Source organism: Sphingobacterium sp. 2149, assembly GCF_031455655.1.
Taxonomy (GTDB): Bacteria; Bacteroidota; Bacteroidia; order Sphingobacteriales; family Sphingobacteriaceae; genus Sphingobacterium.
Genome location: NZ_JAVDTD010000011.1, coordinates 1 through 26,505 on the forward strand (window position 1 = coordinate 1; position 26,505 = coordinate 26,505).

Consider the following 26,505-nt stretch of genomic DNA (forward strand, 5'->3'; position numbering starts at 1 on the left):
AATCCTTTAAACAAAAATGACCGAGTAAGGTAAACCCGATACTCAGTCATTTCTTTAGGACTCATTAAAAACTTGAGACTTTTTCAGTGCCCTCAATTCTGCGGGCCTTTTTATTATCAGCGCTATACATTTAAAATAGTGCTATTTTTTTCCATGTTTGTCAATGGCTTTGATTAACTCGTCTTTAGTCATATCATGACGTCCAGTGATTTCCATTTTCTTCGCCATTTCTAAGAGTTCAGCTTTTGTTTTATCTGCGTTTTCCTTTCGTGAACTTTTGGACGAAGAAGCTTTGCTTCCAGTCACTGTAACTGATGTTTTTCCTTTGTCGTTACCTTTGTCGTGCGACTGCCCTTTAGCATTCGTACGGCTTGAATTTTTTGTCGTATTCATAATGTCCGTGTTTATTGTTATTTATAGACTGAACATGTTGCAGCATTTAATAGTTGGCTGTTTAAGTACGTTATCGGATCGTACTATTACCCTTTATTCTTCCTATCCGCAGCAAATTCTTGAATGATAGTTTTATTGAAAACCGGCAGATCATCGGGTGTACGACTTGTGATGAGTTTATCGTCGACTACAACTTCACTGTCTTCCCATAATGCACCTGCATTAATAAGATCCATTTGAATGGCTGCGACAGAGGTAATCTTTTTATCACGTACCAAATCTGCATTAATCAACAATTGTGGCCCGTGGCAAATTGCTGCAATCGGTTTATCCCGTTCCCAAAACGCGTTGATCAAGGCAATAGCCGTTTTATTTGTCCTCAATTTATCGGGACTTATTACTCCTCCGGGAAGAAGTAATGCATCATATCGATCCTCCTCTGCTTCTTGGAGAGCAACATCGACTGGATAATCATTTGACCACTCATCTCCACTCTTTGCTCTGACTTTTCCATTAACAGGCGATATAATGTCCGTCTTTGCACCCGCGTTTTCCAGTGCTTCTTTAGGGCTTGTTAGTTCAATTTCTTCAAATCCATCCGCAACTAATATGGCGATCCGCTTATTCTTTAAATTTTCCATGTAATTAAATTTTACTAATATTCTTTATTTACTTTTATATAACGGATCTAAATCATTTAAAGTTTTAAATAAGATAATTTAAGCGTGGACATTTCGGCTAGTCTGTTCCTAAATTGCTTTGATTAAATCTAAATCCCCAATCTTAAAATAACGAATGAACCACTTATCTCGCTAAATATCAATAAGAGCGTAGGCAATATCGTTTCCATGATGAGCTTTCAGGACAGGAACTGCTACGTTATAAATCGGTATTCCGGTGGGCGATAAAGCTTTGAATTTTCCAGCATGTGCATGCCCGTGGAAGGCAGCGCAGACTTTACGACGTTGCAGCGGCTCCATTAAATGTGTAGAGCCTAAAAATGGATAGATCTGTTCGGGTTCTCCTAATACAGTCTCTGCTATAGGTGCGTAATGGAGCAAAGCGACTTTTTTTATATCCGCATGTTCTTGCTCAAGCCGCGCCAACGCGCGATCCAACAGCAAAGACTCATTGACAGCTTCCTGAACAAAACTTTTCATGGCGTCTTCGCCAAACATTGATAACATGTAGCGGTCAAATCCACCACCAAAACCTTTCACGCCCGCAAATCCAATATTTTCGATTACAATGGCTTCGCCGTCCAGAACAGTAATTTTATTATCAATCAAAATCTGGCGGATCTGTTTCTGTCGTCCTTTTTCATAATCGTGGTTACCTAATACTGCCAGCACAGGAATTTTTAGGGACTGCAGTTCTGAGACAAGTAACTCCGCTTCTTCTTCATCGCCAGTGTCGGTTAAATCACCACATAATAGTAGGACTTTGGCCTTTTCTGAAATTTCTTCAAAAGCTATTTTCCATTTTCCCTGCTGATTTACATTCATATGTATATCACCCAAGGCGGCTATCGTTGTTTTGGTCATATCAAACAGTTTTTATAGTATACGATTTATAGTCCCATTCTTTAATGTCAATCTCGTATTGCGTTTGGTCAATTAGCGGCCCCAAGCATACTTTTTCGAGGCATGGGGGTAATTCATACTGACCCGCTGCGCGCATGAGAAGCTCGTCGAATAGGTCTTTTGGGATAATGTCGCGATAATCATGTGGATACGTAAATTGAAAAATAAGTATTTGTGCAAGTAACAGATGCCAATGCTGATCCATGCGTGCCAATAAATGATTCCAGTCAAGCTTTTTTCCATGTTTTAACAAAATGTGATTGATATCAGCGCTATCATGTCGCTCCCTGTTTTGTACATAGAGCTTACACCAAACCAACTCTTCTGCTGGTATGTAGCGCACCTTCGTGTCAAAAAGGATTCCTTCTGGCCCTCTGTCGAACCAATCCTGCTGAACCGTACAATAGTGATTGACACTATCAAAAATAATATCGATAAAATAAGGATCCCTGTAGATCTTCGCTAGCCACCTAACATCCGTCAATTCTGTTTGATAGCCATTGGCGGCAAAATGCTTAAGAATTTTTGGATATTCACTGCTCTTGCAAAATATATCGAGATCTTTTGTGGGCCTTATTATTCCCGTATAGTGGAACATTGCTAAGGCTCCGCCCACCATAAATTGGCTATTACTCTGCTGTAGAAGTTGAAGGGTATCCCGGAAGAACCTAAGGCAATCTTCAGGTGGATTATCTAAGTGAATCATGTAGTCTGCTTTTTTTTATAACAGTTAACTAAATCGAGTAGTTTGTCGATCAGTGTTTAAAACGTATTAGGCACATCAGTAATAGGTAGAAGTACTCAATTTAAAAATCGCTACCCCTGAGATGCCTCCCGCATACGTTATACCTAAAGATTATATTCATTAATTAAAGAGTATATACGTTAGATATTATTTGAGTGGACGATAACCGCCACATAACGAAACAGCAGAAGGTTAAATTATTAAATAGAAGATAATGGTAAAATACACGTATTTAGCAATTTTAATTGCAGCTGCGTCGACCGCGTGCGGTGACGCCAACAAGCATAGCGAAGTAGAATATAAAACCGACACAATAACCAAACAAAGCGGCCTTCCATTGGACAACATCCATCGAAGCCGGCCGCAGGATATGAACAAGGAAAATGATAAAAGTAAGGAACAGGGGATACCGTTGGATAACTTAGACAGGGACAAACCTTCAGATTAAAAGTGTATTGTCAATAACTCACAGCGGCGGCTTCGCAGGTAAAATTCTAGTAAACATATAATAAAAAAAAATAAGGAGTATGCTAACTATTAAGGGTGCGATAAACTGTACTGTACTAAAGTTAATTTTGTTGATTCAACTCAGCTTATTCATATCTACATTGTACGCTCAAAAAGTTGATTCTGTTTTAAGAACCAAGGATTCGATAGCTTTACTCGATTCATTACCTAAAAACCCACTTGCTTCGGCGAGAAACTTTCTCGAAAAATGGCGTAGTGAGGTTGACCATTCTTATGTGGAGTTTGACAGTGTAAAACGGAGGGTGGCTTGGCAAAGAACAAACAATGAATTAGTCGTTCCAAATCAAGTACAACAGTACATACAATTTGTAAAACCCACATTGCTTTCTTTACATAAGAAAGCAAATATCCTGCAAAAACAGACGGTACCTCAGGATTCTACCGCAACTTCTTGGCGCGCGATTCAAGATAGTGCTGCCACTTTAGGGCGGGATATTGAATCACTTCTGTTGGATATGAAGGACCTTAGTGATAAGGCCGAGCAGCAAGAGAAGGTGGTTCGAGCAGCTTCGAATATTGCCACTTGGTTTCATTGGAGACATATTATACAAAAGAATCTCGAACAGGATGGCTTCTCGCAAAGTTACTATGACACTGGATGGGATGGTCGCTTTCTGCTGATTATATTCAGCTTTGCCTATTTTTATTGGTTATATAAAATGCGAAAAAGCGCAGTGGGGGCGGATGAAGCTTTACCCTTACATCGCAATCAACCTTGGTGGATTCCCATTCTGAAATTTGCCGTTTTCTTTCTCATTCTACTACCCTTGACCTCGCTTAGAATTCCAGTGTTTGTGCTGGAAATGACCTATCTACTTGTATTTGGATTTTTATACGTACTGATACGTGCCGCCTCGTCCGATGTACAAATTAAGGTCTGGCACTCCATTTTCTTTTATTATACTGCGGTTTTGGTCAGCAATTTAATTTTAGATACAGATTGGATTTCACGGATCATTGTTGTAATTGTCAATTTGGTGGGTATCCGTTTACTTTGGGCGCTACGGTGGAGTAGGAATGGAAAAATACCATTTACGCACGTAGGACCTACTGTGCGGTGGCTACTACTATCTTTTGGTGTCGGTGCGATTATATTTAATATTTTCGGTTTTCTAAACTTAGCACGTACATTCAATATTGCAGTCGCTGTAGGATTCTTGCAAACATTATCCATGCGTGCATTCCGTGATATGCTCGCCCATGATGTGGTTAATTCTTATGAAAACTCAAAAAAAGACCAATTTATAAATCGTTTTGATAAGCAAAAATTGATTGCGGCATTGCACCGAATAACTGGTTTTTTTTCTATTTTAATAGGGATTATCATCTGGGCTAACACTTTGCATATTACGAGTGAGCTACGTCGGTTAGGTGACCGGCTGTTGAATAGCACGCATACCGTCGGTAGTGTAACCTACACATATGGAGATGTTCTTTTGGCTTTTGTAGTGATATGGTCCGCGAACTGGATTCAAAAGAACTTAAAGGATCTTCTAGATCGGCCGAATTCAAAAGCAAATCAGCGTCCTAATGCATTGTTGCCGCTCGTGCGCGTCGTAATTTTCATTATTGGCTTCCTTATAGGAATACGTATCCTCGGATTGGGAGTTGACAAACTGACCGTCATTATAGGCGCATTGAGTGTTGGTATAGGCTTAGGCTTGCAAAATATAATCAACAATTTCGTCTCAGGTGTTATTTTAGTATTTGAGCGGCCATTTAAAGTTGGCGATTATGTAGAACTTGCAGACAAAAAAGGGCAAGTCATGCAAGTCGGAATCCGATCTAGTACCTTGCTGACCGATCAGGGTGCTCAAGTAATTATACCCAATGGTGACTTGCTTTCTGGCCGATTAGTCAATTGGACATTTGACGAATCTGATATCCGCTTGAACCTTCAGCTAACTATCATTACCGCCCGAAACATCGAAGATTGGAAAAAATGGCTAAAAGAGACCATTTCTTCTTTTGAGGAGATTGATCCCAATCTTGATGTAAAAATTTTAACAAAAGACATTACAGCAGATGCCTATGTAATTTCCATTCAAGTAGGTTTGAAGAATGTGCAAAAAATAGAATGCTTTAGAAGTAGTTTTTTAGAGATAGTTAGAGCCGAAGCCATCCGTTATGATTCAAAAGTGACTTCGGCCTAATGGAGGCTATTTACTTCCATATCGGTAATAAATCCAGCCCTGAACATTTCTCAGTTCGTCAATATTCTTGAGGTCTATCAGATTATTTATGCCTAATTTAGCAGATAATGCTCCAAATTCGTCAATTTCGTGAACGGGGTAAAAAAGTACATTTTCATTAGGCATGTCCACATTACCCTGTAGCCATTTATAGCCCGCAGCTTGTAGGTTGTCGATAAAAGTATCAGTAACTGCCTCCAAATGGTGCATCATTTTATTAATCCAAATGAGCTCATCATTAGTTCGCGTTGGATAGTGCTCTGCCACATAATCCTGTATGAGTTGCTCACCCTCTACGTCCCAACCGTCGCGAATCATCGCCAAACCCGTCGCTCTTACTTCCTCTTGATAAAAATCTTGGCCGTAAATCATTTTAATATCCCCGGCTATTGGGCTCTCCTCAATTTTGGCTCGTAAGGCCATTTGTCTATTAAGCAGTTCGTGTACGTAGTCGAATGTGTGTTCCATAATACTGATACTTGATTTTTATTTGTTTACTAAGTGAACATTGGTGGCGATCTTAGTGTTTGGAATACTTATATTTTGTGTATTTAATGCGAAAATCAAGATCCTATATAATCCAATTCGATCGCAGCATTTCTCCATTTTCCATTAGGCAGTTTTAGAAACGAATAAAAAAATGATGATCCTTAAATTCTGATGTATCGAGTTATTGGCGAGTGTTCGTAATTACTCAAACATTTTTTTATTAAAACATTTTTGGTCTGAAAGCTGTTTCTTTCAAAAATCTGTTACTCAACTAAACTAAAAAGAAAATACAGAAAGCTATGAAACAGTTGCTTTTGGTGGATGATCATACATTGGTGCGATCCGGTTTCCAACTAATATTAGAGGCACAACAGGACATCACTGTAATAGCTGGGGTAGAAAATGGTGAAAAAGCCATGGAATATTTAGACAGTTCATCGAAGCCAGATATCATTTTAACAGATATTCATATGGACCAGATGGATGGCATCCAGCTCATTCAAGCAGTAAAAAAGAAGTATGTCGACATAAAAATCATCGTTTTATCCATGGAAGATAATATCCAGGTAGTTCAGGAAATTTTAAACCTTGGTGCCGATGGCTATTTGTCAAAAGATTCTAATGTTGAGGAAATCCTTTTCGGAATCCAGCAGGTTGTCCGAGGCGAACAATATATTAGTGCATCACTGAGTATTGAAATTATTAGAAATTTATCGAAATATACCCATATGGATGTGGATCGAAGCGCCATAATGAACAGATATGACATTTCTGAACGGGAGCTTTCCGTATTGGAATTGATTGCACAAGGACATACGAATGCTGAAATAGCAGAGCAGATCTATTTAAGCAAAAGGACAGTCGAAGGGCATAGACAACAGTTGATCGAGAAAACAGGATCCAAGAATACGGCGGGACTTGTTCGCTTTGGTTTTCAGAAAAAATTATTGAGCTAAGGTGGAGTGTTGTGCTTAGAAAACGATGGGCTCATAGCCTTATAATATCGGCTTAAAGCAATAATTTCTATTTCAACGGCATGATTGAATTTTTATAATAGTTATAATTATTTTGCATTTGAAATGCATTTTATCTAAGTTTGGCGCGCAGTTATAGACTATTTGTAAATAAAAATCAATCATGAGCCAAAAATTTGAATATAATACGCATTATCCTTCTGTGGAAGATCTAAAGATTAAAGCGAGGAAAAGGATTCCCCGATTTGCATTTGATTATTTGACCGGAGGAGCAAACGAAGAATTGAATCTCGCTAGAAATGAAAACGATTTTGATAACATTTTGTTAAAACCGCAATACCTATTAGCGAGCGATGAAATAGATCTTTCTGTCGAATTGTTTGGTCGGCGTTATAGCGCGCCATTTGGTGTTTCGCCCATTGGACTTCAAGGATTGATGTGGCCGAATGCGCCGGAAATTCTTGCGAAAGCGGCTGCAGAAAATGATATTCCCTATATTTTAAGCACCGTATCGACAAGTAGTATTGAGCGTATTGCCGAAGTGTCAGATGGGAAAGCATGGTTTCAGCTCTATCATCCTACCGAGAATAAATTGCGAGATGACATTATTAAGCGTTTACAGGTTGTTGAATGTCCTGTATTGGTGGTATTGGTCGACGTACCGGCATTCGGACTTCGGTATCGTGAAATAAAAAGTGGATTGTCCATGCCGCCTAAGATGAGCGTTTCAAATATTTTGCAAACATTTGCATGTCCTACTTGGGGTATTGAAACGCTAAGACATGGTATTCCTTCTTTTGCGACTTTAAAACCTTATATGGAAAAAGGTCTTGACTTGGCCCAACTGGGACAGTTTATGAATAAGACATTTACGGGTAAAGTTGATGTTGAAAAGATTAAAGCAATACGCGACCTATGGAAAGGCCCGTTGGTGCTGAAGGGAATTGCAACAGATGAAGATATGCAGGCTTCCATCGCATTGGGGGTTGATGGTGTGATTGTTTCAAATCATGGTGGACGACAGCTAGACGCAAGTGAGTCTTCGATCAATTCATTAATTCGTTTGGCTGGTAATCCCGAATATAAAAAGAATATTAAAATCATGTTGGACGGTGGGATTCGCTCGGGTGTTGATTTGGCGCGTGCCCATGCGGTCGGATCAGAATTCAATTTTATGGGAAGGCCTTTTATGTATGGTGTAGGCGCGTTAGGTGCAGCAGGCGGCAAACATACGATCAATATGTTCAAAACACATTTGTATCAGGTCATGAAGCAGCTGAGTCTTTCGAAGATAGCGGATTTTCCACAGCGTCTGCAGTCTATTCTCTAAGTGCTCTGTAGTAAAGATCATCGATTTGGCCTTGAAATAGGCGTATGCCGACAATTTTTGTTTACAATTTTGCTTGTAGCTTATTCTTTTTATGTTCATGTCAAGGTGCAGAACCAAAGATCAACGCTGCACCAAATTTTGTGTTTTAACAGTGTTTCTTCGGTGATCGTTCAGTGATGGTTTAATAACTTCCCCAAGTCAGGAAGCCAAAATAGGTTTGATCGATAGCAAAAGTTCATCAGGACCAAGAGGATTTTTCAGTGAAGAGAGAGGATTTTAATTTAATTTCTTAGATTTGTATATCCATGAGGTTAACAGTCTTCATATTGATTGGCTATATTCTGGGACTTTCCTTTGTCCCGTGCAGCGATTCGAAAAATCGCTGTGAAGAGACTGCTATGGAAGCAAAGCTCAATCAAACACACAACCATGGTGATGATGCATCTGATGCGTGTTCAATTTTCTGTTATTGCAATTGTTGTAGCGGAAATATAACAGCTTATGCTTATCAATTTCCGGAAATAGCCGGCGTGCCGGTTTCTATTTATTTTGACAATCGTATACCAGTCCTCAATACCAAAATTGTTTCCAGCTATTGTGGAAGCATCTGGCAACCGCCGAAGGTTAATGCTTAATTTTTTGTAAATATTTCAAAACCGAATTGATAGAGAATGCATGTTGTTCTTTATTGGGTTTTGTTGTTGGAGTTCGCTTGTTGTGTTTACTCCAATAAGAATGAGCGATTATTTAAGTATTAATCTCGTATAATTGTGTTAGATCATATTATAAAATTTAGCATTAAGAACAAGTTTGTTATTGGTTTAATGACTTTGTTACTTATCATTTGGGGAGTATGGAGCGCAACAAAACTACCTATAGATGCTGTCCCCGATATTACCAACAATCAAGTTCAGATTTTTACATCTTGCCCGACACTCGCAGGCCAGGAAGTGGAGCAATTGGTCACTTTTCCGATTGAACAGCGTATTGCAACTGTTCCAAAAATAGAAGAAATTAGGAGTATTTCACGTTTTGGATTGTCTGTCATTACGGTTGTTTTTGACGAGGACGTCGATATTTACTTTGCCCGTCAATTGATTGGTGAGCGTTTAAATGAAGCGGTCGATCAAATTCCCAAAGGCATTGGTAAACCTGAATTGGCTCCCGTAAGTACCGGATTGGGCGAAGTATATCAATATATTATCCATCCCAAAAAGGGAAGTGACAAGAAATACGATGCAAAAGATTTGCGAGCTATGCAAGACTGGATCGTTGCCCGTCAGCTTTATGGAACCCCGGGAATTGCAGAGGTTAATAGTTTCGGCGGTGAGCTTAAACAATATGAAGTAGCTGTTGATCCCGATCGGCTTAAAGCGATGAATATCACTATTCCCGAGATATTTACAGCTTTGGAGAAAAACAATCAGAATACTGGAGGGGCCTATATCGATAAAAAGCCAAATGCTTATTTTATTCGCGGAATTGGTCTGGCTACCTCATTTGATGATGTAAGAAATATTGCTATTCGTAAATCAGGCTCCATACCGATTTATGTGAAAGATGTTGCTGATGTACGTTTCGGTCATGCTGTGCGTTATGGCGCCCTGACCTATAATGGTGAGGTGGATGCCGTGGGTGGTGTTGTTATGATGTTGAAAGGTGAAAACAGTAATGAGGTGGTCAATAGGGTGAAAGAGAAACTGCCAACTATTCAGCAATCCTTACCCGATGATGTCATTATAGAACCTTATTTAGACCGCACGGATCTAGTCGGACGTGCGATCAGTACTGTTGAAAAAAACTTAATCGAGGGTGCGCTTATCGTGATATTCGTGCTGGTGCTATTTCTTGGCAATTTGCGGGCAGGTCTTATTGTTGCTTCGGCGATTCCCCTGGCGCTACTGTTTGCACTTGGACTGATGAATGTTTTTGGTGTCAGTGCGAATCTAATGAGTTTGGGTGCTATAGATTTTGGTCTGATTGTCGACGGGGCTGTGATTGTGGTGGAAGCTACGCTGCATCATTTAGGCCTGCGGAAGTCGACAGAGAAATTGACCCAAGCGGAGATGGATCATGAGGTATTCGAATCCGCGTCTAAGATCCGTACAAGTGCAGCTTTTGGGGAAATTATCATCTTAATCGTTTATATTCCGATTTTAACATTGGTGGGTGTTGAAGGAAAGATGTTCCGCCCAATGGCGCAAACAGTTGGGTTTGCTATTTTCGGCGCATTGATTCTCTCGTTAACCTATATCCCTATGATGTGTGCTTTGTTTTTGCCGAAAAAACACAGCGACAAGAAAACATTCAGTGACCGCATGATTGCGGGACTGCAGCGTATTTATGAACCTCTATTGCAAAAAGCTTTTCGATTTAAGTACCTGATCGTGAGTTTGACTTTTGCAATTTTTGCATTATCCGTTTTCTGTTTTAAGCATATGGGGGGAGAGTTTATTCCACAGTTGCAGGAAGGTGACTATGCGTTCCATTGTATTTTACCGCAAGGAAGCTCACTTTCACAGAGTATTGAAACTTCCATGCAGGCTTCCCGTATTATCAAAGAGTTTGCTGAGGTTAAAATGGTAGTCGGCAAGACAGGGGCCGCTGAGGTTCCGACAGATCCTATGCCACCAGAAGCAACCGATATAATGGTTGTATTGAAACCTCAGAAAGAGTGGAAGTCTGGGCGGTCTTATGAAGAATTAGGAGCGGCTATTCTTGAAAAGCTCGAAATTATTCCCGGGGTATTCTTTGAAAAAAACCAACCTATTCAGATGCGTTTCAATGAATTGATGACAGGAGTTCGTCAAGATGTAGCTGTAAAAATTTTTGGCGAAAATATAGATTCATTAGCTGCATATGCTACTGTGGTTGCAGCTCAGATCCAGTCGGTTGAAGGAGCAACATCAACACAGGTTGAACGTGTATCCGGCCTGCCGCAAATCAATATTGTTTACGACCGTACACGGATTGCTAATTATGGTCTGACCATTCAGGATGTCAATGATGTGGTGAGTACGGCTTTTGCGGGCCGTAGTACTGGACAGATTTATGAAAATGAACGCCGTTTTGATCTGGTCGTGAGATTAGATACAACGCATCGAAATAGTATTGATGATGTGCGTAATCTGATGATTCCTACAGATACCGGCACACAGATACCGCTTTCTCAAGTGGCTACCATCGATTATAAGTTGGGGCCAGCCCAAATCAGCCGTGAAGCGGGCAAAAGAAGAATTGTGATCGGTTTTAACGTAGCAGGGCGTGACGTTCAAACTGTGGTAAAAGATATTCAACAAAAATTAGCTGCACATGTGAAGCTTCCTGCAGGATATTATTTCACCTATGGCGGCCAGTTTGAGAATCTTCAAAAAGCTAGTTCACGCCTGCTGATTGCTGTGCCTGTTTCATTGCTACTTATTTTTATGTTGCTGTATTTCACTTTTCATTCCTTTAAACAGGCGATGTTGATTTTTACAGCAATCCCAATGAGCGCCATTGGTGGAGTATTTGCACTCATGTTGCGCGGAATGCCTTTTAGCATCAGTGCCGGTATCGGTTTTATTGCACTTTTTGGTGTTGCTGTACTCAATGGTATTGTTTTGATCGGTACATTCAATCAGCTGAACAAAGAGGGCGTTAACGATATCTTTCAGCGTGTTAAAGTGGGGACTTTAACGCGTTTACGCCCTGTGCTTATGACGGCAACCGTGGCTTCCTTGGGCTTCTTGCCGATGACAATCAGCACCAGTGCGGGAGCGGAAGTTCAGAAACCTCTCGCTACCGTGGTTATTGGAGGACTGGTAACAGCAACTTTTCTGACCTTGTTTGTGTTGCCACTATTGTATATAATTTTTAATTCTAAATGGAATATGAAACGAAGTAGCGGTGCTAAGACCTTTGTTACAGTACTTATTTTCTTATTTATGACCTTGGGATCTCAGGTGGTGATTGGCCAGGAACGTATTTCTGTTGCAGAAGCTGTGGAAACTGCGTTGAAGAGCAATCGCCAGTTTCAGATCAATCAGGCCGAGATCGCAGGAGCAGGTTTTAATGTCAAAACGGCAACCGAAATTCCCAAGACAGGGATCTTTGCAGAAAATGAAGACTATCGTCCATCGGATAAGGCCGGTCTGCTGAAAATCGGTGTAACGCAAAGCATTGCCTGGCCCGGGCTCTATGCGGCGCGTAAAGAGTATTTTAAACAACAACTGAAATATGCGAATCTAAATACAGATGTACTGAAAACTGCGATTACGAAAGATGTAAGGACGGCGTATTTTCAGCTCTGGTATCTCCAGGATCGCCAAAAATTATATATGGAGCTCGATAGTATCTATACGGGTATGTTTAAGGCAACTGAATTACGTTTTAAAACTGGTGACGTAGCCGCACTGGATAAGATCGCCGCAGAAGCAAAATTGAAAGAGCTTGAAGCACAACTAGCTCAAAACAAAAAAGATATCGTTATTCAGCAGCAGCAATTGATGATGTTGCTGGATCGTAATCTATGGATGCTTCCATTAGATCAGTCTTTAGCGAAGATCGATGTAGCAAGCAGTCCGTCTGAAGAACTAACGCATCCTTTACTTGTTTTACAGCAGCAAAATGTAAATATCGCTTCATCCAATATCAGCGTTCAGAAAAATACCAATAAGCCGGAGTTCTCGGGTCGATTTTTCTCCCAACGTGTTTGGGGAGCCAAAGATCCGTTATCGGGATTTTCTATCTCCGCATCTTTTCCAGTTTTTAGTCTGGGCGCGTATAAGAGTAAAGTGAAGGCTGCCAGTGCCGAGATGGAAGTTCAACAGCGTAAGTTGGAATATGATACGCAGGTATTCCAAACCAATAAAGGGAACGCACTTGCTGAGATTGACAAGCATAGTGCATTACTGCAATTTTACGAGTCTTCGGGTTTGAAACAAGCGGATGCGATTATTAAAGCAGCTACTTTGGGTTATAGAACGGGGGAGATTAATTTTGCTGAATTAAGTCAATTTTTAAGTCAGGCCATTGGGATTCGTCAGAATTATCTCGAAGTACTCAATCAGTATAATCAATCAGCAATTCAATATAATTACTTCAATAACAAATAAGTCAACAATGAAAGTTTTCATAAGAATAGTTATCGTATGTATCGCCGTAGCTTTTTTTTACGGTTGCGGTTCTAATGAGTCGGAGCCTAAAGGTCAACCCGCGGGAAAGGAAGAGCCTAATGCCGAAGAGGGGCACGAGGAGGGACCGGTTACCGTAGCCGCATTGAGTGCTGCACAAATAAAAGCTGTGGGCATCGTTTTTGGAGGTATTGAAGAGAAGGAGCTTACTGCTACAATCAAGGCCAATGGACTTTTGAGTGTACCCAATAATAATAAAGCGAATGCGACGGCGCTTTATGGTGGTGTTGTAAAGACGTTGAATGTACAGTTGGGGGACAATGTGCGTAAGGGACAGGTGATCGCGACAATTACCAACCCGCAGTTTGTACTGCTGCAGGAAGAATATGTATCTCTTGCTAGCAAAATTACCCTCGCTGAACAAGAGATGGCAAGGCAACAGGAATTGAATGAGGGCAATGCCGGCGCACGTAAAAATCTGCAGGCCGCAACGGCTGACTTCAACAGTTTACGAGCTCGAAAGGCTTCCTTACAGCAACAGATCCAGTTGATGGGAATTAATCCCAATAGTGTGAATCTTTCCAATATGCGCACTTCATTGGCCGTGACAAGCCCTATCAATGGAACGGTGAGTAATGTTTTTGCGAAAATAGGGAGTTATGTGGATGTATCTTCTCCGGTAATCGAGATTGTTGACAATAGTCTTCTGCACTTAGATCTGCAGGTGTTTGAGAAGGATTTACCCTTGGTTAAAGTGGGGCAGATCATCAACTTCCAGCTGACAAACAACCCCGATAAAACCTATACTGCCAAAGTTTTTACCATAGGTTCTTCCTTTGAAAACGACAGCAAGACCATCGCTGTACACAGTACAGTGGTAGGTAGCAAAGTGGGCTTGATTGATGGGATGAACATTACGGGGATGATCGGTGTCAATAATGTGCGGACTCCGGCTGTTCCGAATGATGCCATTGTGGAGGCCGACGGCAAGTATTACATATTTGTGGAAACAGACAAGAAACCTGAGGAACATGAAGAAGAGCACGATGATCACGGGCATGCACATGATCAGGGCGAAACAAAACATGCACACAGCGATGAGAAAGAAGCTGGCCAGCACGGGGAGGAACAGGCAAAGAACATCAATTTTGAAAAAATTGAGATTCAAAAAGGCGTGTCTGCCTTGGGATATACTGCGATTATTCCTGTAATGGAGATTCCTGCAGGAACAAAAATTGTTGTGAAGGGCGCTTTTTTTATTAATGCTAAAATGAGTAATACAGGTGGACACGAACACTAATTGACAACATTTGTTAACATAATAAAATCAATTTATGTAATATACATCAATCTGAAAGCGAAAGCAGGCAGCTATGCTGTATGTAGAAGCAAAAGTATTTAATCAGCGCAGAGCAGAACTAGTTTATATAAAAAGTGCCGGCTTCTAGACTATCATGATTACAGTCGCAGCCATGTTGAAGTTCGGACTATTATTAATGGTCTGAACGAGTGAAGATGAACTAGTCCTGCGGGCGCTGATTTACATCGCTTATTCGTGTAGCTACAGTAACGAATAAGCGAGTTATGTGGTTTTCAAGCAAGTGATCGATCAATATAATATAATCTTTGGGTCAGTGTTTAGCTAGTTGTTTATATACTGTCCATAAATCATGCTATAGTTTTTTGTCAATCTACTTTCGCAGGATGGCGCAACACCATGAAATTCCATTGGCGATATTTTTAAAGCTGATTTATTTGTTGTTTCCGCTTCTTCTGGAAAGCGCTATATACAATTATTACACTTATTGACATCAGAACAAATGCTAAGAAAAATGGTGCGCCGGAGAATTTAAAGGGTGCGTTATCATGCGTAAAGTAATAGAAAAGATTGGTCATCATCGGAGGGCCAATTATTGATGTTGCACTCATCAGGCTGGTTAATGCACCTTGAAGTTCACCCTGTTCGTTTGAAGGAACATTTTTGGTTATAACAGATTGTAGGGCAGGGCCACAAATACCACCGAGGCAATAGGGAATTAGGAATACGAACATCATCCATCCTTGGCTTGCAAATGAGAATAACAGTAAGCCAATCGCATAAAGGGTAAGCCCATAAAAAATGCTTTTCTGTTCACCAAGTTTGGGTGTTGTCCATCGAATCAAAATACCCTGAACCAACCCAATCAGCAAACCAATGACACCTAGCGAAATACCTACCATTCTTTCAGTCCAATTGAATTTGTACATGGTGAAAAAGTTCCAATTGCTCTGAACAGCATGTCCTGCAATATATATTAAAATTAAGGCAACGATTAAACCGGATATTTCCGGATGCTTTCCGAGAAATTTAAAAGATCCAACAGGATTGGCACGTTTCCAGTCAAAGGCTCTGCGTTTTTCTTTGTCTAAGCTCTCGGGTAAAATAAAATAACCATAAAGGAAGTTTAGCATGCACAATCCTGCGGCGGCATAAAAGGGAACTCTAGCGCCATAGTGGCCGAGTAAACCACCGATAACGGGACCGATGATGAAGCCTAAACCAAATGCAGCACCTATCAAGCCGAAGTTCTTCGCCCGATCTTCATCGGTTGATATATCTGCAATATAGGCACTTGCAGTTGTAAAGCTGGCTCCAGTCAATCCAGCAATAACTCTTCCCAAAAAAAGCCATCCTATGGTTGGTGCAAGGGCGAGAAAGATATAGTCTACCGCGAATCCAAAAAGGGAAATCAATATAACAGGTCTTCTACCATATTTATCACTCAGATTGCCAACGACAGGAGAAAATATGAACTGCGTAAAAGCGTAAGCAAAGCCAAGCCAGCCACCATATTTAGCCGCTTCACTGATGTCACTATGGATCAGCTCCTCAATAAGTTTAGGAACAACAGGAATGATAATTCCCCAACCTGTAATATCGATGAGTAATGTGATAAATATAAATCCGATTGCTGCTTTTTTCTTGGAATTTTCCATTATGTTCCAAAAATAATCAAATCCTTAAAAACTTGTATGTTATTTAATTACTAATTTGTGATCAGTCTTTTATTTTCGATTGCGCTAAGATTCTGTATTGATGGCTTTACATGTCGGATGGTGCAGTACCTTGAAATTGCATGAATTGGCAATAAAGCAAAGTTTGTTTGCTTGTGTATGTAGTGATAAGGCAAGGTCTACTTGAGAATTATCTGCGATAACCACTTCAGGGTATAATGTAACCTCTGTGAAACGGCCGCTGCCGTCTATTTCAGTTGCCAAGATAGCAACGGCGTTATCAGTATAAGATAGAACCTGAATGCTGTTCTGCGAACATACATATAGGTATGACATCATATGGCAAGAAACCAGGCTGCTGAGAAGCAAATCTTCTGGATTGTATAATGCGGGATCGCCCTTGAATACTTTTGCGGCTGAAACGTGAAGATCTGCTTTTCCCTCAATCGCGATGTGATGGTTTTTATTATAAACTTTTAATCCCTGAAGACTAGGCTGTTCAGTATGAGGCCAAGTTAGAGATGCTTTAAAGATGTGCTTGTAACTCATTTTTTGTTTTAAATTTGTGGTAGTTCCCATGTGTTTATCATGCGGAATGATCATGATGCATGACATTTATCTTTGCGAGAAAATCGGCATCTTAATATAATGGTAAGATTGGAAGCAGCGTATACATTTAGTATTGTTTTAGGCGGATAAAAGTGATATAATCTGTATTGATAGGCTCTATGCCATTTCTTCTCATTTCACTTGCGATTTGTGCCCTATGATAAGTACCATGATTAAACACGTGTAAGAGGATATCGTTGACCTTATTATGAAAAGCTTGATGCTGTGTGTTTGTGTAAGTGGCAATTTTATTATCCGTATCTTTTATGCCCTGAATCTGCTGAGCAAATCCTTCCGATGTTAATTGGTGATACCTCTGGCAATCGCTTATACTATGTTCATCCCAAACGCCAACAGGTATTTTCTCGCCAATCAATCGGCTCAACCAAATAGCCTGAGCATTCACAATATGGCTAAATAGCCGCAGGCAAGAATGGGGCGTTTTCTCGCCTTCCTTTTTTAGTTTTTCTAGTACTACTGTATTGGCCCAGTTATTATATAGCCATAGCTGCGTAAATGTAGTTGACATCGAATTGTTGCTTTTTCGGGTTCTTTAACGTTAAATATAAGGAAGATAGTATTAGCTTTTTGTCTCAAAAATGTCTTTTTAATGGATTACTTGACAATTTACCCTAGTACAAACTAAATGATATTTCTATCTTAGACTCATCTTATTGAGAGCAATGCTATCTATGAACAGTTTTTTTCAGAATTACAATACTGGTAAACGTATTATTCTTCATCTGTGTTTTTGGTTTGTGGTTTTGGGAATGCAATTCATTTCCTATCAGCGAATAGATATTGATAATTCATGGATATTGTTTTTAAAGGACGTATTCTCTTTATTGACCATATTTTATGTGACAGCATATATTGTTATTCCGCGTTGGTTTATTCCAGGGAAGTTTTTGCTGTGTATTGTATGGTTATTGTTTATTTATGCTTGGTGGTCATTTCTAAGTTACTTTGGCGCGATCTTGACGCTCAAATATTTAACACCAGATATTCGTTTATCAAGTTATATTGAAATAGTATTAGATAAGGGAATCTTTGGAGCCTTTAGACCTTCCTCTATTAGCTATTATTTATTGGATTTTATTTTTTTAGTGGCTCTGCCATTGACCGTAAAAATTGTACAGGCATTTATGTCTGTCAGAAATTCCAAAATGAAGCTCGAACTGAAAAATGCTGCATTGGAATTGAATAACGTTCAATTGGAGCTTGCTTTTCTCAAATATCAGATCAATCCCCATTTTTTACTTAATACACTTTATAGCATCTATGTGCTGGTATCCGATCGTGATGAAAGAGGTGGCGAAAGTATGATGCGTTTAAGCAGTATTATGGTGTATTTACTACATGAGAGCAATCAGCCAAGGATAGAAATTAATCGCGAATTTCAATTGTTAAAGGATTATGTTGAATTGGAAAAGTTACGCTATAATCAAACAGTACAGATTGATCTAAATCTGGCGGCTGATGACGAAAACTGCATGATGGTTCCTTTGATCTTTTTTCCGTTCGTAGAAAATGCATTCAAACATGGACCTCGTTTAAGTTCTTCTGCGGGATGGATATCCATAAATATTCAGGTGAAGGAGGATAAGGTGCATATGAACGTGTCCAATGCATTTCGAGCACTTTCAAAACCAGAAAATTATATCGGTGGATTAGGGATTGAAAACGTAAGAAAACGACTGGAACTTCATTACCCTCATCATCACATTTTGGAAATAAAGTCGCAAGAGGGTGTATTTAGTGTTAATCTTGTTGTAACTTTACATTCGGAAACAGAACCGTAGCACCAAAGCAGCGGCATGCAAACTACTTATGAATAGAATTAAAACTATCCTTATTGAAGATGAGCCTATTGCGAGAGGTCGCCTGGAGAAATTAGTTTCCAAATTAGGCCTGATCAAAATATTGGGTGTATTCGAAAACCCTTTGCAAGCAATTGACGTTTTAAGGCAGCAGGAGGTAGATCTTATTTTGTCGGATATCGATATGCCTGAAATGGATGGAATTACCTTTCTCAAAGGACTTGCTCATCCGCCATTTGTAGTTTTTATAACAGGGCATTATGAGTATGCAGTTGATGGATTTGAGCTGGATGTAATTGACTATATCTTAAAGCCACTCCTCACGGAGGAGCGGTTGATCAAGGCGATCGAGAAAGTTCAAAAGGCAATTCTGTATTCGAGAAGGGGGCCACAAGGTGAAAGAAAGGCGATTAAGATAAAAGACCGGAACAAGACTATTTTTATAGATCCTGCGGATATTTTCTATCTAAAAGCTTGGGGGGATTATATACAGATCTACTCTGTAGAAGGTATGCAAACTTTATTGTCTACCATGAAAGATATGGAAGCAGAACTACCGTGGGATATGTTTGCCCGTATGCATCGATCCTATATTGTTAATATCAAGCAAATCAAGGGGGTTGAGGCAAGCAAAGTAGTTCTGAAAAATGGAACTCAGCTCGGTATAGGTTTGCAATACCGCAATCAGCTTTTTGCCAAGATGGGACTTATATAAAAGTTTAATTTATCGAAGTCATATGCTCTTTCTGTTTCCCGATCTGCATTTTATAATAGCAAACCATAAAATGATAGACTGCAAGTTCATGCAAACGTTGATCCGACATGAACAATCGATTAATAAACATGTGAATATAGCTTGACAATAACGAGGCGCGGATGGACTGGAACTCTTCTTGATCTGTATGTATCCGTAAGGTAGAAAATATGCTGTATTGGACTGCATTTAGTTTCTCCTTGGTGTCTCCAAGATTGTCTAACGGTTTATCGAACCAGTTTTTTTTCTCTTTGAACTTATTGTTGAGATGAACCCAGAGATTTTTATTATTGTCAAATTCTTGCTGATACAGCGTATTCATTCGTATACAAAAGTCTTTTTTTTCGATCAGTGTAAATTTTGCGGCTTCGAATAGCGACTCCATATTTTCGAAAGCCAAACGCCATCGATCGTTGATTGAAGTGCTTTGCTGGATTGCTGTCAGTATGGTTTCGCTTTGTCGATAGAATAACTCCTCACTAAGTTCCATACATAATGGGGTGTATCGTTCAATCTCCCGTGTATAAGTATCAAAAGATATCGCCGAAACCTGACCTTCTTGAACAAACTGTTCCAATAGGGTATTCATGGTGGATATAATGAAACAGCATTGGCTTGGATCTGAGACCTGCACCCTAAATCTAATGTGGGGAGCTGGGTCGTTGTAGCGTATAAAAAACCATTTTTTTATAGCATCTTGCTGATGAATAGTCGTTATGATTAAGGGGAAAATTTCCTTTAACAGGGTGTCTGCAAAATGTAAACCGCAGTAGATTTTGGCGTAAAGCCATTCACTGCCCAAAGGAAAGCATCTTTTCAGGTTATTTTCTTGAGGGGCTGACTCATTTGCACGAGCATCATGCGCTGCTTCTATTGGAATAATGATCTCGTTGGCAAAAACACTTCCATCTTTATCGTAGACTACTGATGAATAGTCTTGCAAGATATCTTCGGTTAATAGAGTATCTCTTTTACACATATGATCCAATAGTATTTCTGCACACAGAGGATTATCTAAATTTATCAACAGTTCATTATCGCCGCTGCTGATGACGACCATTGTAGGAATTTTGAGCTCTGCCTGCATATTTTTGACAAAAGCATGGGGGGCACTTGGGTATTTTGCGAGTTTTTGAATTCGCCACTGTGCTCTAGACAAGATAATATTTTTGTAGGTTATTCTCGGGAGTCTCGGCTGTTCTTTCATAATTCCCCAATTCCAGGAAAGATCCAGCCTATTATTTTGGAACTGAAAATCTGCAAGAAATTTATAGATATTCATTCCCTGCTCAAAATTGTGGGCCGTCGTCAAACGGGGGATAATGACTTTATTGAATTTTTTGGACCACAATACTAAGCGATTGTCTTTGAGAAACAGGTGTAAGTCACTAACATCAATTTGTTCTTGTTCTGTGTCAATAGTGGGGGTCAGACAGATGGATGCTCTTCGTAGCGCTGGTCGATAAATGATATTTCCGGCATTGTTATCTGGGTAGTGGCAAATCTCGGCGAGTATTGCATCGGGAAATTGCTGTTGCTCTCTGTTGGCAGATTCCTTTAACTTGTTATTCAATTTTTCATCCAGATGTGCGAATCTGGAAATTAAGTTTCCGGATGACGAACCACCAATAGTACCCAGATTGAAGCATAAATTATCCTCACTTGAACTTTTAAGAAGGTTGCCGATAGCATAGAACGAAGAAGGAATAGCGTTGGCAGTCTGTTTACGCTGTTTAGCAATATGATTTAAATCTTTGCTGGTAAGCTGAATTTCAGTGAAATGACTTTTTACACTTTCTATAAATTTTTCAATGACCAAGTCTTGATAATGGTGGTCGCCATATTTTTTTTCGTCTGTTGGAGCGATATTTTTAACTTCCCCAAGTATTTCATCGGTTATATTGTAGACACCTTCTTGACGGCCATAACCAATGCCGGTATCCGGATCAAGAGCTGTAGTCAGTGGGATCATTCTATCTTCATATTTATCCGAGAATGCAGCTTTAAAACGGTCGAAATCTGTCAACTTTGCCTGGCGGCAAAGTGGTAGCAAATCTTGAAATTGATCTCTTAGGTGTTTTAATGCGGCATCTGATAGATTATTTTCTTCCATAGTGATAAGAAGGTCCCCTTGTAACGAATTGGTCATATCGAGGTCTGGATCCAAAGGTTGCAATAATTTAACGATGGCCTTTTGAATCTCAATGACAGGTAGCGTGCTATGAAGCCATGTTTTTATCATTAAAAAACGCTTTAAATAATTTCCCTTCTTATCCACTCTTTCAAGTGTCTTTATCAAACTGTCAAGATAACCTCGACCAATTACATTGGGCTGTAATTCGGAGGATATAATCCCGAGACTGATGAGGTTATTGACAAATAGGGTAGCATGCGCTGTTGACGCCCCAAAACGCTGCAGCAAATCAGTCAATGATTGATAGTGGGCAGTTCGCTCATTGCTTTCGAAATATTCGACGACACGATGCAAAACCGGGGTAAGCCTTATGCGTTTCAGTATATTCTGTCCTTTCTTCCCGTTTGTTACTTTTTGATAATATTTGTAATATTTACCTTCTAAGTATAAGGTCGAATTGATACGATAATAGAGCTGACTGTAAATTCTTTCGTCATTTGATAGCCGTCCAATAACTCCTGTCAGAACGGAGGCATCCAGTTTTAGTACAGTTTTATGTGTATTACCCCTGATTAATGACACCTTTTTTTCGGAAGCTATAACATTCCCCAAAGATACACCTGCGAATAGGCCGAAAGGCGTGCTCCTGCTGCTCATGCGAATCGCATATTTCAGTAGCGAAGTAATCATTTTTAGACTGCTCTCTTTCTTGTATTCAAGCCATTTTTCGACTTCTACCGAGAAGGTCGGGCTTGCTAGAAATAGCGCTTCTTTTAATTGCTCACGTTGAAAGAGGTGACGAAGTCTCTCTTCCATATCATTTGCCTCTTCTATCCTTAACAGATCAACGGCAACTGCAGCGGGAAGTAGCGGTGTGCGCAGAAGAAAATAATCGGATAACTGGAATAATGACATGGGTGATGAGGACTAGTATTGCATAACCTGTTTTATACAAGACTGAAACATTTCGGGCGAAATTGGTTTTTGCAGTGCAAAATGCTTTCTATTTTTGATAAATTCTGGATATTGCCAACGTGACACGGCGGATGTAATGATCAATATAGGAATTTCGGAGATCAATTCGGCAAGTGCATTAATATTGCCGCCGCTAACAATGAGATCTAAGAACAGGATGTCTGCAGATTTTAAATCCTGCCTAAATAATTCTGGATTTTCAATGTCTTCGACCATTTTTATCAATTGAAGATCTGGGAACATATGGATGTATTCGACTATTTTTTTTGTTGCCAGTGGTTCATCCTCAATGAGAATACATTTTAGTTTGGGTGAAGTCATATAGTTGGTTTGTTTTTGTGTATTGAGTCGCAAAGACGATTGCTGTAAAGGCGCCTACCAGAACGCCTTTACAGCTTTATCCCCTTTATATGATTTGTGAAGACGAAACTGTCTTCGTGGTTATATATTCCATATCATCAAAATCAAAAAATGAGATTGGTTCGACTATGCAGACAGTTTGTACATCCAGTACAAAATCCTCCGCTAAAAAATTTTCAATATTTTCCATAGGTATTCGTTTAAATTGTAAACAAATGTGCTTTCTACGGAAAATAACAACGAAAAATATCGACAGAATGGAAAATGAAGCCGACGAACTAGTAGTTCTATTCGATAAAAAAATAGCGTGTGTTGCTATTTCTGTTTTTGATTCAGTAGACTTTGTTTGAATAGTCTGGCCGATCATAATGAGCATGGAAAGAAGTGCCATCCTGTGCTGTTAGAAAATTCGACGAAATCACATTTGAGTACGATAAAATAGCAGTAGTTTAATTGTTGGTTTTCATCGGGTTCGCTATCTTAGGGCTATCTATTTCAGCGTTGAAAAACTATTTCTTTAGCTAATAAAGTCATGTAGCTCAGATAGATAATGTAAAGAAAAGGCTTTAGGTAAGTCCTTAAACCAAAAAAAGCATCTGCCAAATAAATAGGGGAGTAGTGTGGGCGCGTAAAACAAATGAGAATATGAATTTATCGAATGAAATGCACGGTTTTTTGAAAAGAGAAGGTTTACGGTTATTTAGAAAAAAAGTAAGCTGGCAGACTTCTGCGAAATATCAGATCTATGCAGATGGGAAAACAAAGATCGGTGTCGCATTTGACAGAATTCAGAATTTTACCGATGAAGATACCAATGCATCGGGCTGGAGTGAAATGGAAAGGATTAAACTCGAAGAACGTGGTGATTATATTATCTATTGTTTTGTGGAAAAAGTTGAAAGTTAAAGCAGGGGTCTCCTTATAATTTATTCTGTTAAGTTTAACCTTTCGTATTCTATTACCGCGTAAATCTTACAAATGAAAACAGTAATTGTGTAATGATTTCCATCTTATTTATGGCCAAATTTGTAGTACAAAATTAAACATCAGTTATGGCTACAGCTATTTATAAAGATACGATTTATATACCTATAGAGGATGTTGAAAGCGAACATTGTGCTTCAATTATCGAAAAGGGACTAGCTCAGGTTAAAGGTTTGGCGAGCTATCGGGTAGAATTGAACAATCAAAGAGTTGCTATCGTACCAGAAGATCGTGAAGCCGTTCTTAGCAGCGTAAAGACCATCAGAAATCTTGGTTATGGTGTTTCCACATTGACGAAAACATTTCCAGTTCTTGGGATGACTTGCGCCTCATGTGCCGTTAGTGCCGAGAGTATGACAAAATATGAACAGGGTGTTGTTAATGCAGCTGTAAATTTTGCAACAGGAAATCTCACTGTTGAATATGTTCCGGGTGTGACAGATCCTTTAAAAATCCAAAAGGCAGTCCAAGCTGGTGGTTATGATCTGTTAATCGAAGACGAATCCACACAACAGGAAACTTTGGAGGCTATTCACGCGGAGAAATTCCGTAAGCTTAAGATTAAAACACGGTGGGCAGTAATACTTTCGCTTCCCGTGGTCGTGATAGGTATGTTCTTTATGGATATACCGTACGCAAATCCTATGATGTGGCTATTTTCCACGCCAGTAGTTCTTTGGCTGGGCAAGGACTTTTTTGTCAATGCTTGGAAACAGGCAAAACACCACTCGGCCAACATGGATACCCTCGTTGCATTAAGCACAGGAATAGCCTATATTTTTAGTGTATTTAACATGCTTTTTGCTGAATTTTGGCATCAACGCGGTTTGCATGCACATGTATATTTTGAGGCAGCTTCAGTTGTTATTGCTTTTATTTTATTGGGCAAACTACTGGAAGAAAAGGCGAAAGGCAACACCTCATCGGCCATTAAAAAGCTAATGGGACTACAGCCTAAGACGGTTATGGTCGTTCAGTCTGACGGTACACAACTTCAGGTACCGATAGCAAATGTGAATGCAGGTAACATCATTTTGGTAAAACCAGGAGAGAAAATTGCAGTCGATGGTATTGTTATCGGTGGAAATTCTTATGTCGATGAAAGTATGTTAAGTGGGGAGCCAGTTCCTGTTTTAAAAATGGAAAATGAACACGTGTTCGCAGGGACCATCAATCAGAAAGGCAGCTTTCAGTTCAGAGCCACAAAAGTTGGTAAAGAAACCATGTTGGCAAACATTATTAAAATGGTACAGGACGCGCAGGGGAGTAAAGCACCCGTGCAAAAGCTGGTTGATCGAATTGCTGCTATATTCGTTCCTGTTGTCATTGGTATTGCTATTTTAACTTTTCTACTGTGGTTTACATTGGGTGGAGAAAATCATCTGGTGCAGGGATTATTGGCTGCAGTAACGGTTTTAGTGATAGCCTGTCCCTGTGCATTGGGCTTAGCAACACCTACGGCCATCATGGTCGGTGTTGGCAAGGGAGCGGAGCAGGGTATTTTAATTAAAGATGCGGAAAGTCTAGAGCTAGCCAAAAAGGTAAATGCCATTGTCTTGGATAAAACTGGAACCATTACTGCGGGAAAGCCTATGGTAACTGACGTGTATTGGAAGGATAATACGGATAATTTAAAAGGCATCTTGCTAAGCTTGGAGAAACAATCGGAACATCCTTTGGCAGAGGCTGTTGTAGGGTATTTTAAGGATGTGATAGTTACTCCAATATCTTTTATCGAAAGTATCACAGGGAAAGGTGTAAAAGCTAGTGACGGCAATGAAACCTATTATGTTGGGAATCGGAGGCTGTTAGATGATAATCGGATCACCATTCCGACGGAATTGATGGACCATACCACGCAATGGGAAAATCAATCTAAAACAGTGATCTGGTTTGCCAATAGTCAGACTGCATTAGCTGTCATTGCCATTGCAGACCAGATTAAGGAAACTTCTGTACGTGCCATCAAGGAGATGCAGGCAATGGGAATTGAGCTATATATGCTGACTGGTGACAACGAGGCCACAGCCAGGGCAATTGCTGCTGAAACAGGTATTCAACATTATAAAGCGGAAGTATTGCCTGAGCAAAAAGCTGATTTTATTAAAGAACTACAGGAACGAGGTCGGGTTGTAGCTATGGTTGGAGACGGTATTAATGACAGTACAGCTTTAGCGACAGCAGATGTCAGTATTGCCATGGGAAAAGGAAGCGATATCGCAATGGACGTGGCAAAAATGACCATTATTTCTTCTGATTTAACGAAAATACCACAGGCAATCCGACTTTCGAAACAAACAGTCGCAACGATTAAGCAAAACTTGTTTTGGGCGTTCATTTACAATTTGATTGGGATTCCGCTCGCTGCAGGTATTCTGTATCCATTCAACGGTTTCTTGCTAAACCCTATGATAGCTGGAGCAGCTATGGCACTGAGTAGTGTTAGTGTTGTCAGCAATAGCTTGCGGCTTCGCTGGAAAAAATAAGGTCATTAAGCATGGATTGGAAGCTTGCCATAAAGTGTAAA

Annotated in this window: 21 protein-coding genes; 11 read left to right on the plus strand and 10 right to left on the minus strand. The window is 39.8% G+C overall.

Features of this window, described 5'->3' with window-relative positions:
* Window positions 1-141: 141 nt before the first annotated feature.
* From J2X77_RS16110 to J2X77_RS16125, 4 genes are all read right to left on the minus strand, one after another.
* Window positions 142-393, minus strand: a complete 252-nt coding sequence (locus J2X77_RS16110; protein ID WP_209580335.1) for a Rho termination factor N-terminal domain-containing protein — start codon at window positions 391-393, stop codon at window positions 142-144.
* A gap of 86 nt (window positions 394-479) precedes the next feature.
* Window positions 480-1,034, minus strand: a complete 555-nt coding sequence (locus J2X77_RS16115; RefSeq protein ID WP_209580333.1) for a type 1 glutamine amidotransferase domain-containing protein — start codon at window positions 1,032-1,034, stop codon at window positions 480-482.
* A gap of 171 nt (window positions 1,035-1,205) precedes the next feature.
* On the minus strand, window positions 1,206-1,937 hold the full coding sequence (locus J2X77_RS16120) for a metallophosphoesterase (RefSeq protein WP_209580330.1): 732 nt from the start codon (window positions 1,935-1,937) through the stop codon (window positions 1,206-1,208).
* Window position 1,938: 1 nt separating this feature from the next.
* Window positions 1,939-2,682 carry a nucleotidyltransferase domain-containing protein gene (locus J2X77_RS16125; RefSeq protein ID WP_209580328.1) on the minus strand — a complete coding sequence of 248 codons (744 nt, stop codon included), beginning with the start codon at window positions 2,680-2,682 and terminating at the stop codon, window positions 1,939-1,941.
* A gap of 253 nt (window positions 2,683-2,935) precedes the next feature.
* Here J2X77_RS16125 and J2X77_RS16130 point away from each other — a divergent pair, with 253 nt between their 5' ends.
* Complete coding sequence (locus J2X77_RS16130) at window positions 2,936-3,169, plus strand: hypothetical protein (protein WP_209580327.1); 234 nt, start codon at window positions 2,936-2,938, stop codon at window positions 3,167-3,169.
* A gap of 79 nt (window positions 3,170-3,248) precedes the next feature.
* The gene (locus J2X77_RS16135) at window positions 3,249-5,402 is read left to right on the plus strand and encodes a mechanosensitive ion channel domain-containing protein (RefSeq protein ID WP_310081592.1); all 2,154 of its coding nucleotides are present in this window, start codon (window positions 3,249-3,251) and stop codon (window positions 5,400-5,402) included.
* Between the two features lie 6 nt (window positions 5,403-5,408).
* On the opposite strand, the gene J2X77_RS16140 is transcribed toward J2X77_RS16135, so the two are convergent.
* A complete protein-coding gene (locus J2X77_RS16140; RefSeq protein ID WP_209580322.1) occupies window positions 5,409-5,909 on the minus strand; it encodes a hypothetical protein in 501 nt (166 codons plus the stop codon).
* A gap of 320 nt (window positions 5,910-6,229) precedes the next feature.
* Between J2X77_RS16140 and J2X77_RS16145 the strand changes: the two genes are divergently transcribed.
* From J2X77_RS16145 to J2X77_RS16165, 5 genes are all read left to right on the plus strand, one after another.
* Window positions 6,230-6,886, plus strand: coding sequence for a response regulator transcription factor (locus tag J2X77_RS16145; protein ID WP_209580320.1), 657 nt, complete (start codon window positions 6,230-6,232; stop codon window positions 6,884-6,886).
* A 181-nt stretch (window positions 6,887-7,067) separates the two neighbouring features.
* Window positions 7,068-8,234, plus strand: coding sequence for an alpha-hydroxy acid oxidase (locus J2X77_RS16150; RefSeq protein ID WP_209580310.1), 1,167 nt, complete (start codon window positions 7,068-7,070; stop codon window positions 8,232-8,234).
* Window positions 8,235-8,539: 305 nt separating this feature from the next.
* The gene (locus tag J2X77_RS16155; protein ID WP_209580308.1) at window positions 8,540-8,869 is read left to right on the plus strand and encodes a DUF6660 family protein; all 330 of its coding nucleotides are present in this window, start codon (window positions 8,540-8,542) and stop codon (window positions 8,867-8,869) included.
* 135 nt (window positions 8,870-9,004) lie between these two features.
* Window positions 9,005-13,330: a CusA/CzcA family heavy metal efflux RND transporter gene (locus J2X77_RS16160; protein WP_209580306.1), complete on the plus strand. Its 4,326-nt coding sequence runs from the start codon at window positions 9,005-9,007 to the stop codon at window positions 13,328-13,330.
* Window positions 13,331-13,337: 7 nt separating this feature from the next.
* Window positions 13,338-14,648 (plus strand): efflux RND transporter periplasmic adaptor subunit, encoded by a 1,311-nt coding sequence (locus tag J2X77_RS16165; RefSeq protein WP_209580305.1) that lies wholly within the window; start codon window positions 13,338-13,340, stop codon window positions 14,646-14,648.
* A gap of 440 nt (window positions 14,649-15,088) precedes the next feature.
* Here J2X77_RS16165 and J2X77_RS16170 read toward each other — a convergent pair whose 3' ends face one another.
* The 3 genes from J2X77_RS16170 to J2X77_RS16180 form a co-directional block, all read right to left on the minus strand.
* A complete protein-coding gene (locus J2X77_RS16170) occupies window positions 15,089-16,324 on the minus strand; it encodes a TCR/Tet family MFS transporter (protein WP_209580303.1) in 1,236 nt (411 codons plus the stop codon).
* 84 nt (window positions 16,325-16,408) lie between these two features.
* Window positions 16,409-16,891 carry an OsmC family protein gene (locus J2X77_RS16175; RefSeq protein ID WP_209580301.1) on the minus strand — a complete coding sequence of 161 codons (483 nt, stop codon included), beginning with the start codon at window positions 16,889-16,891 and terminating at the stop codon, window positions 16,409-16,411.
* A 127-nt stretch (window positions 16,892-17,018) separates the two neighbouring features.
* Window positions 17,019-17,480, minus strand: a complete 462-nt coding sequence (locus J2X77_RS16180) for a DinB family protein (RefSeq protein ID WP_209580298.1) — start codon at window positions 17,478-17,480, stop codon at window positions 17,019-17,021.
* Window positions 17,481-17,643: 163 nt separating this feature from the next.
* On the opposite strand from J2X77_RS16180, the gene J2X77_RS16185 reads away from it, so the two are divergent.
* Both J2X77_RS16185 and J2X77_RS16190 read left to right on the plus strand, forming a co-directional pair.
* Window positions 17,644-18,753, plus strand: coding sequence for a sensor histidine kinase (locus tag J2X77_RS16185; protein WP_209580296.1), 1,110 nt, complete (start codon window positions 17,644-17,646; stop codon window positions 18,751-18,753).
* Between the two features lie 28 nt (window positions 18,754-18,781).
* On the plus strand, window positions 18,782-19,486 hold the full coding sequence (locus J2X77_RS16190; RefSeq protein WP_209580286.1) for a LytTR family DNA-binding domain-containing protein: 705 nt from the start codon (window positions 18,782-18,784) through the stop codon (window positions 19,484-19,486).
* Between the two features lie 4 nt (window positions 19,487-19,490).
* On the opposite strand, the gene J2X77_RS16195 is transcribed toward J2X77_RS16190, so the two are convergent.
* Both J2X77_RS16195 and J2X77_RS16200 read right to left on the minus strand, forming a co-directional pair.
* The gene (locus J2X77_RS16195; protein ID WP_209580285.1) at window positions 19,491-22,574 is read right to left on the minus strand and encodes a lantibiotic dehydratase; all 3,084 of its coding nucleotides are present in this window, start codon (window positions 22,572-22,574) and stop codon (window positions 19,491-19,493) included.
* Between the two features lie 12 nt (window positions 22,575-22,586).
* The gene (locus J2X77_RS16200; RefSeq protein ID WP_209580284.1) at window positions 22,587-22,955 is read right to left on the minus strand and encodes a hypothetical protein; all 369 of its coding nucleotides are present in this window, start codon (window positions 22,953-22,955) and stop codon (window positions 22,587-22,589) included.
* A 684-nt stretch (window positions 22,956-23,639) separates the two neighbouring features.
* Between J2X77_RS16200 and J2X77_RS16205 the strand changes: the two genes are divergently transcribed.
* A complete protein-coding gene (locus tag J2X77_RS16205; protein ID WP_209580283.1) occupies window positions 23,640-23,900 on the plus strand; it encodes a hypothetical protein in 261 nt (86 codons plus the stop codon).
* A 146-nt stretch (window positions 23,901-24,046) separates the two neighbouring features.
* Window positions 24,047-26,464, plus strand: coding sequence for a heavy metal translocating P-type ATPase (locus tag J2X77_RS16210; RefSeq protein ID WP_209580282.1), 2,418 nt, complete (start codon window positions 24,047-24,049; stop codon window positions 26,462-26,464).
* The last annotated feature ends 41 nt before the right edge of the window (window positions 26,465-26,505 follow it).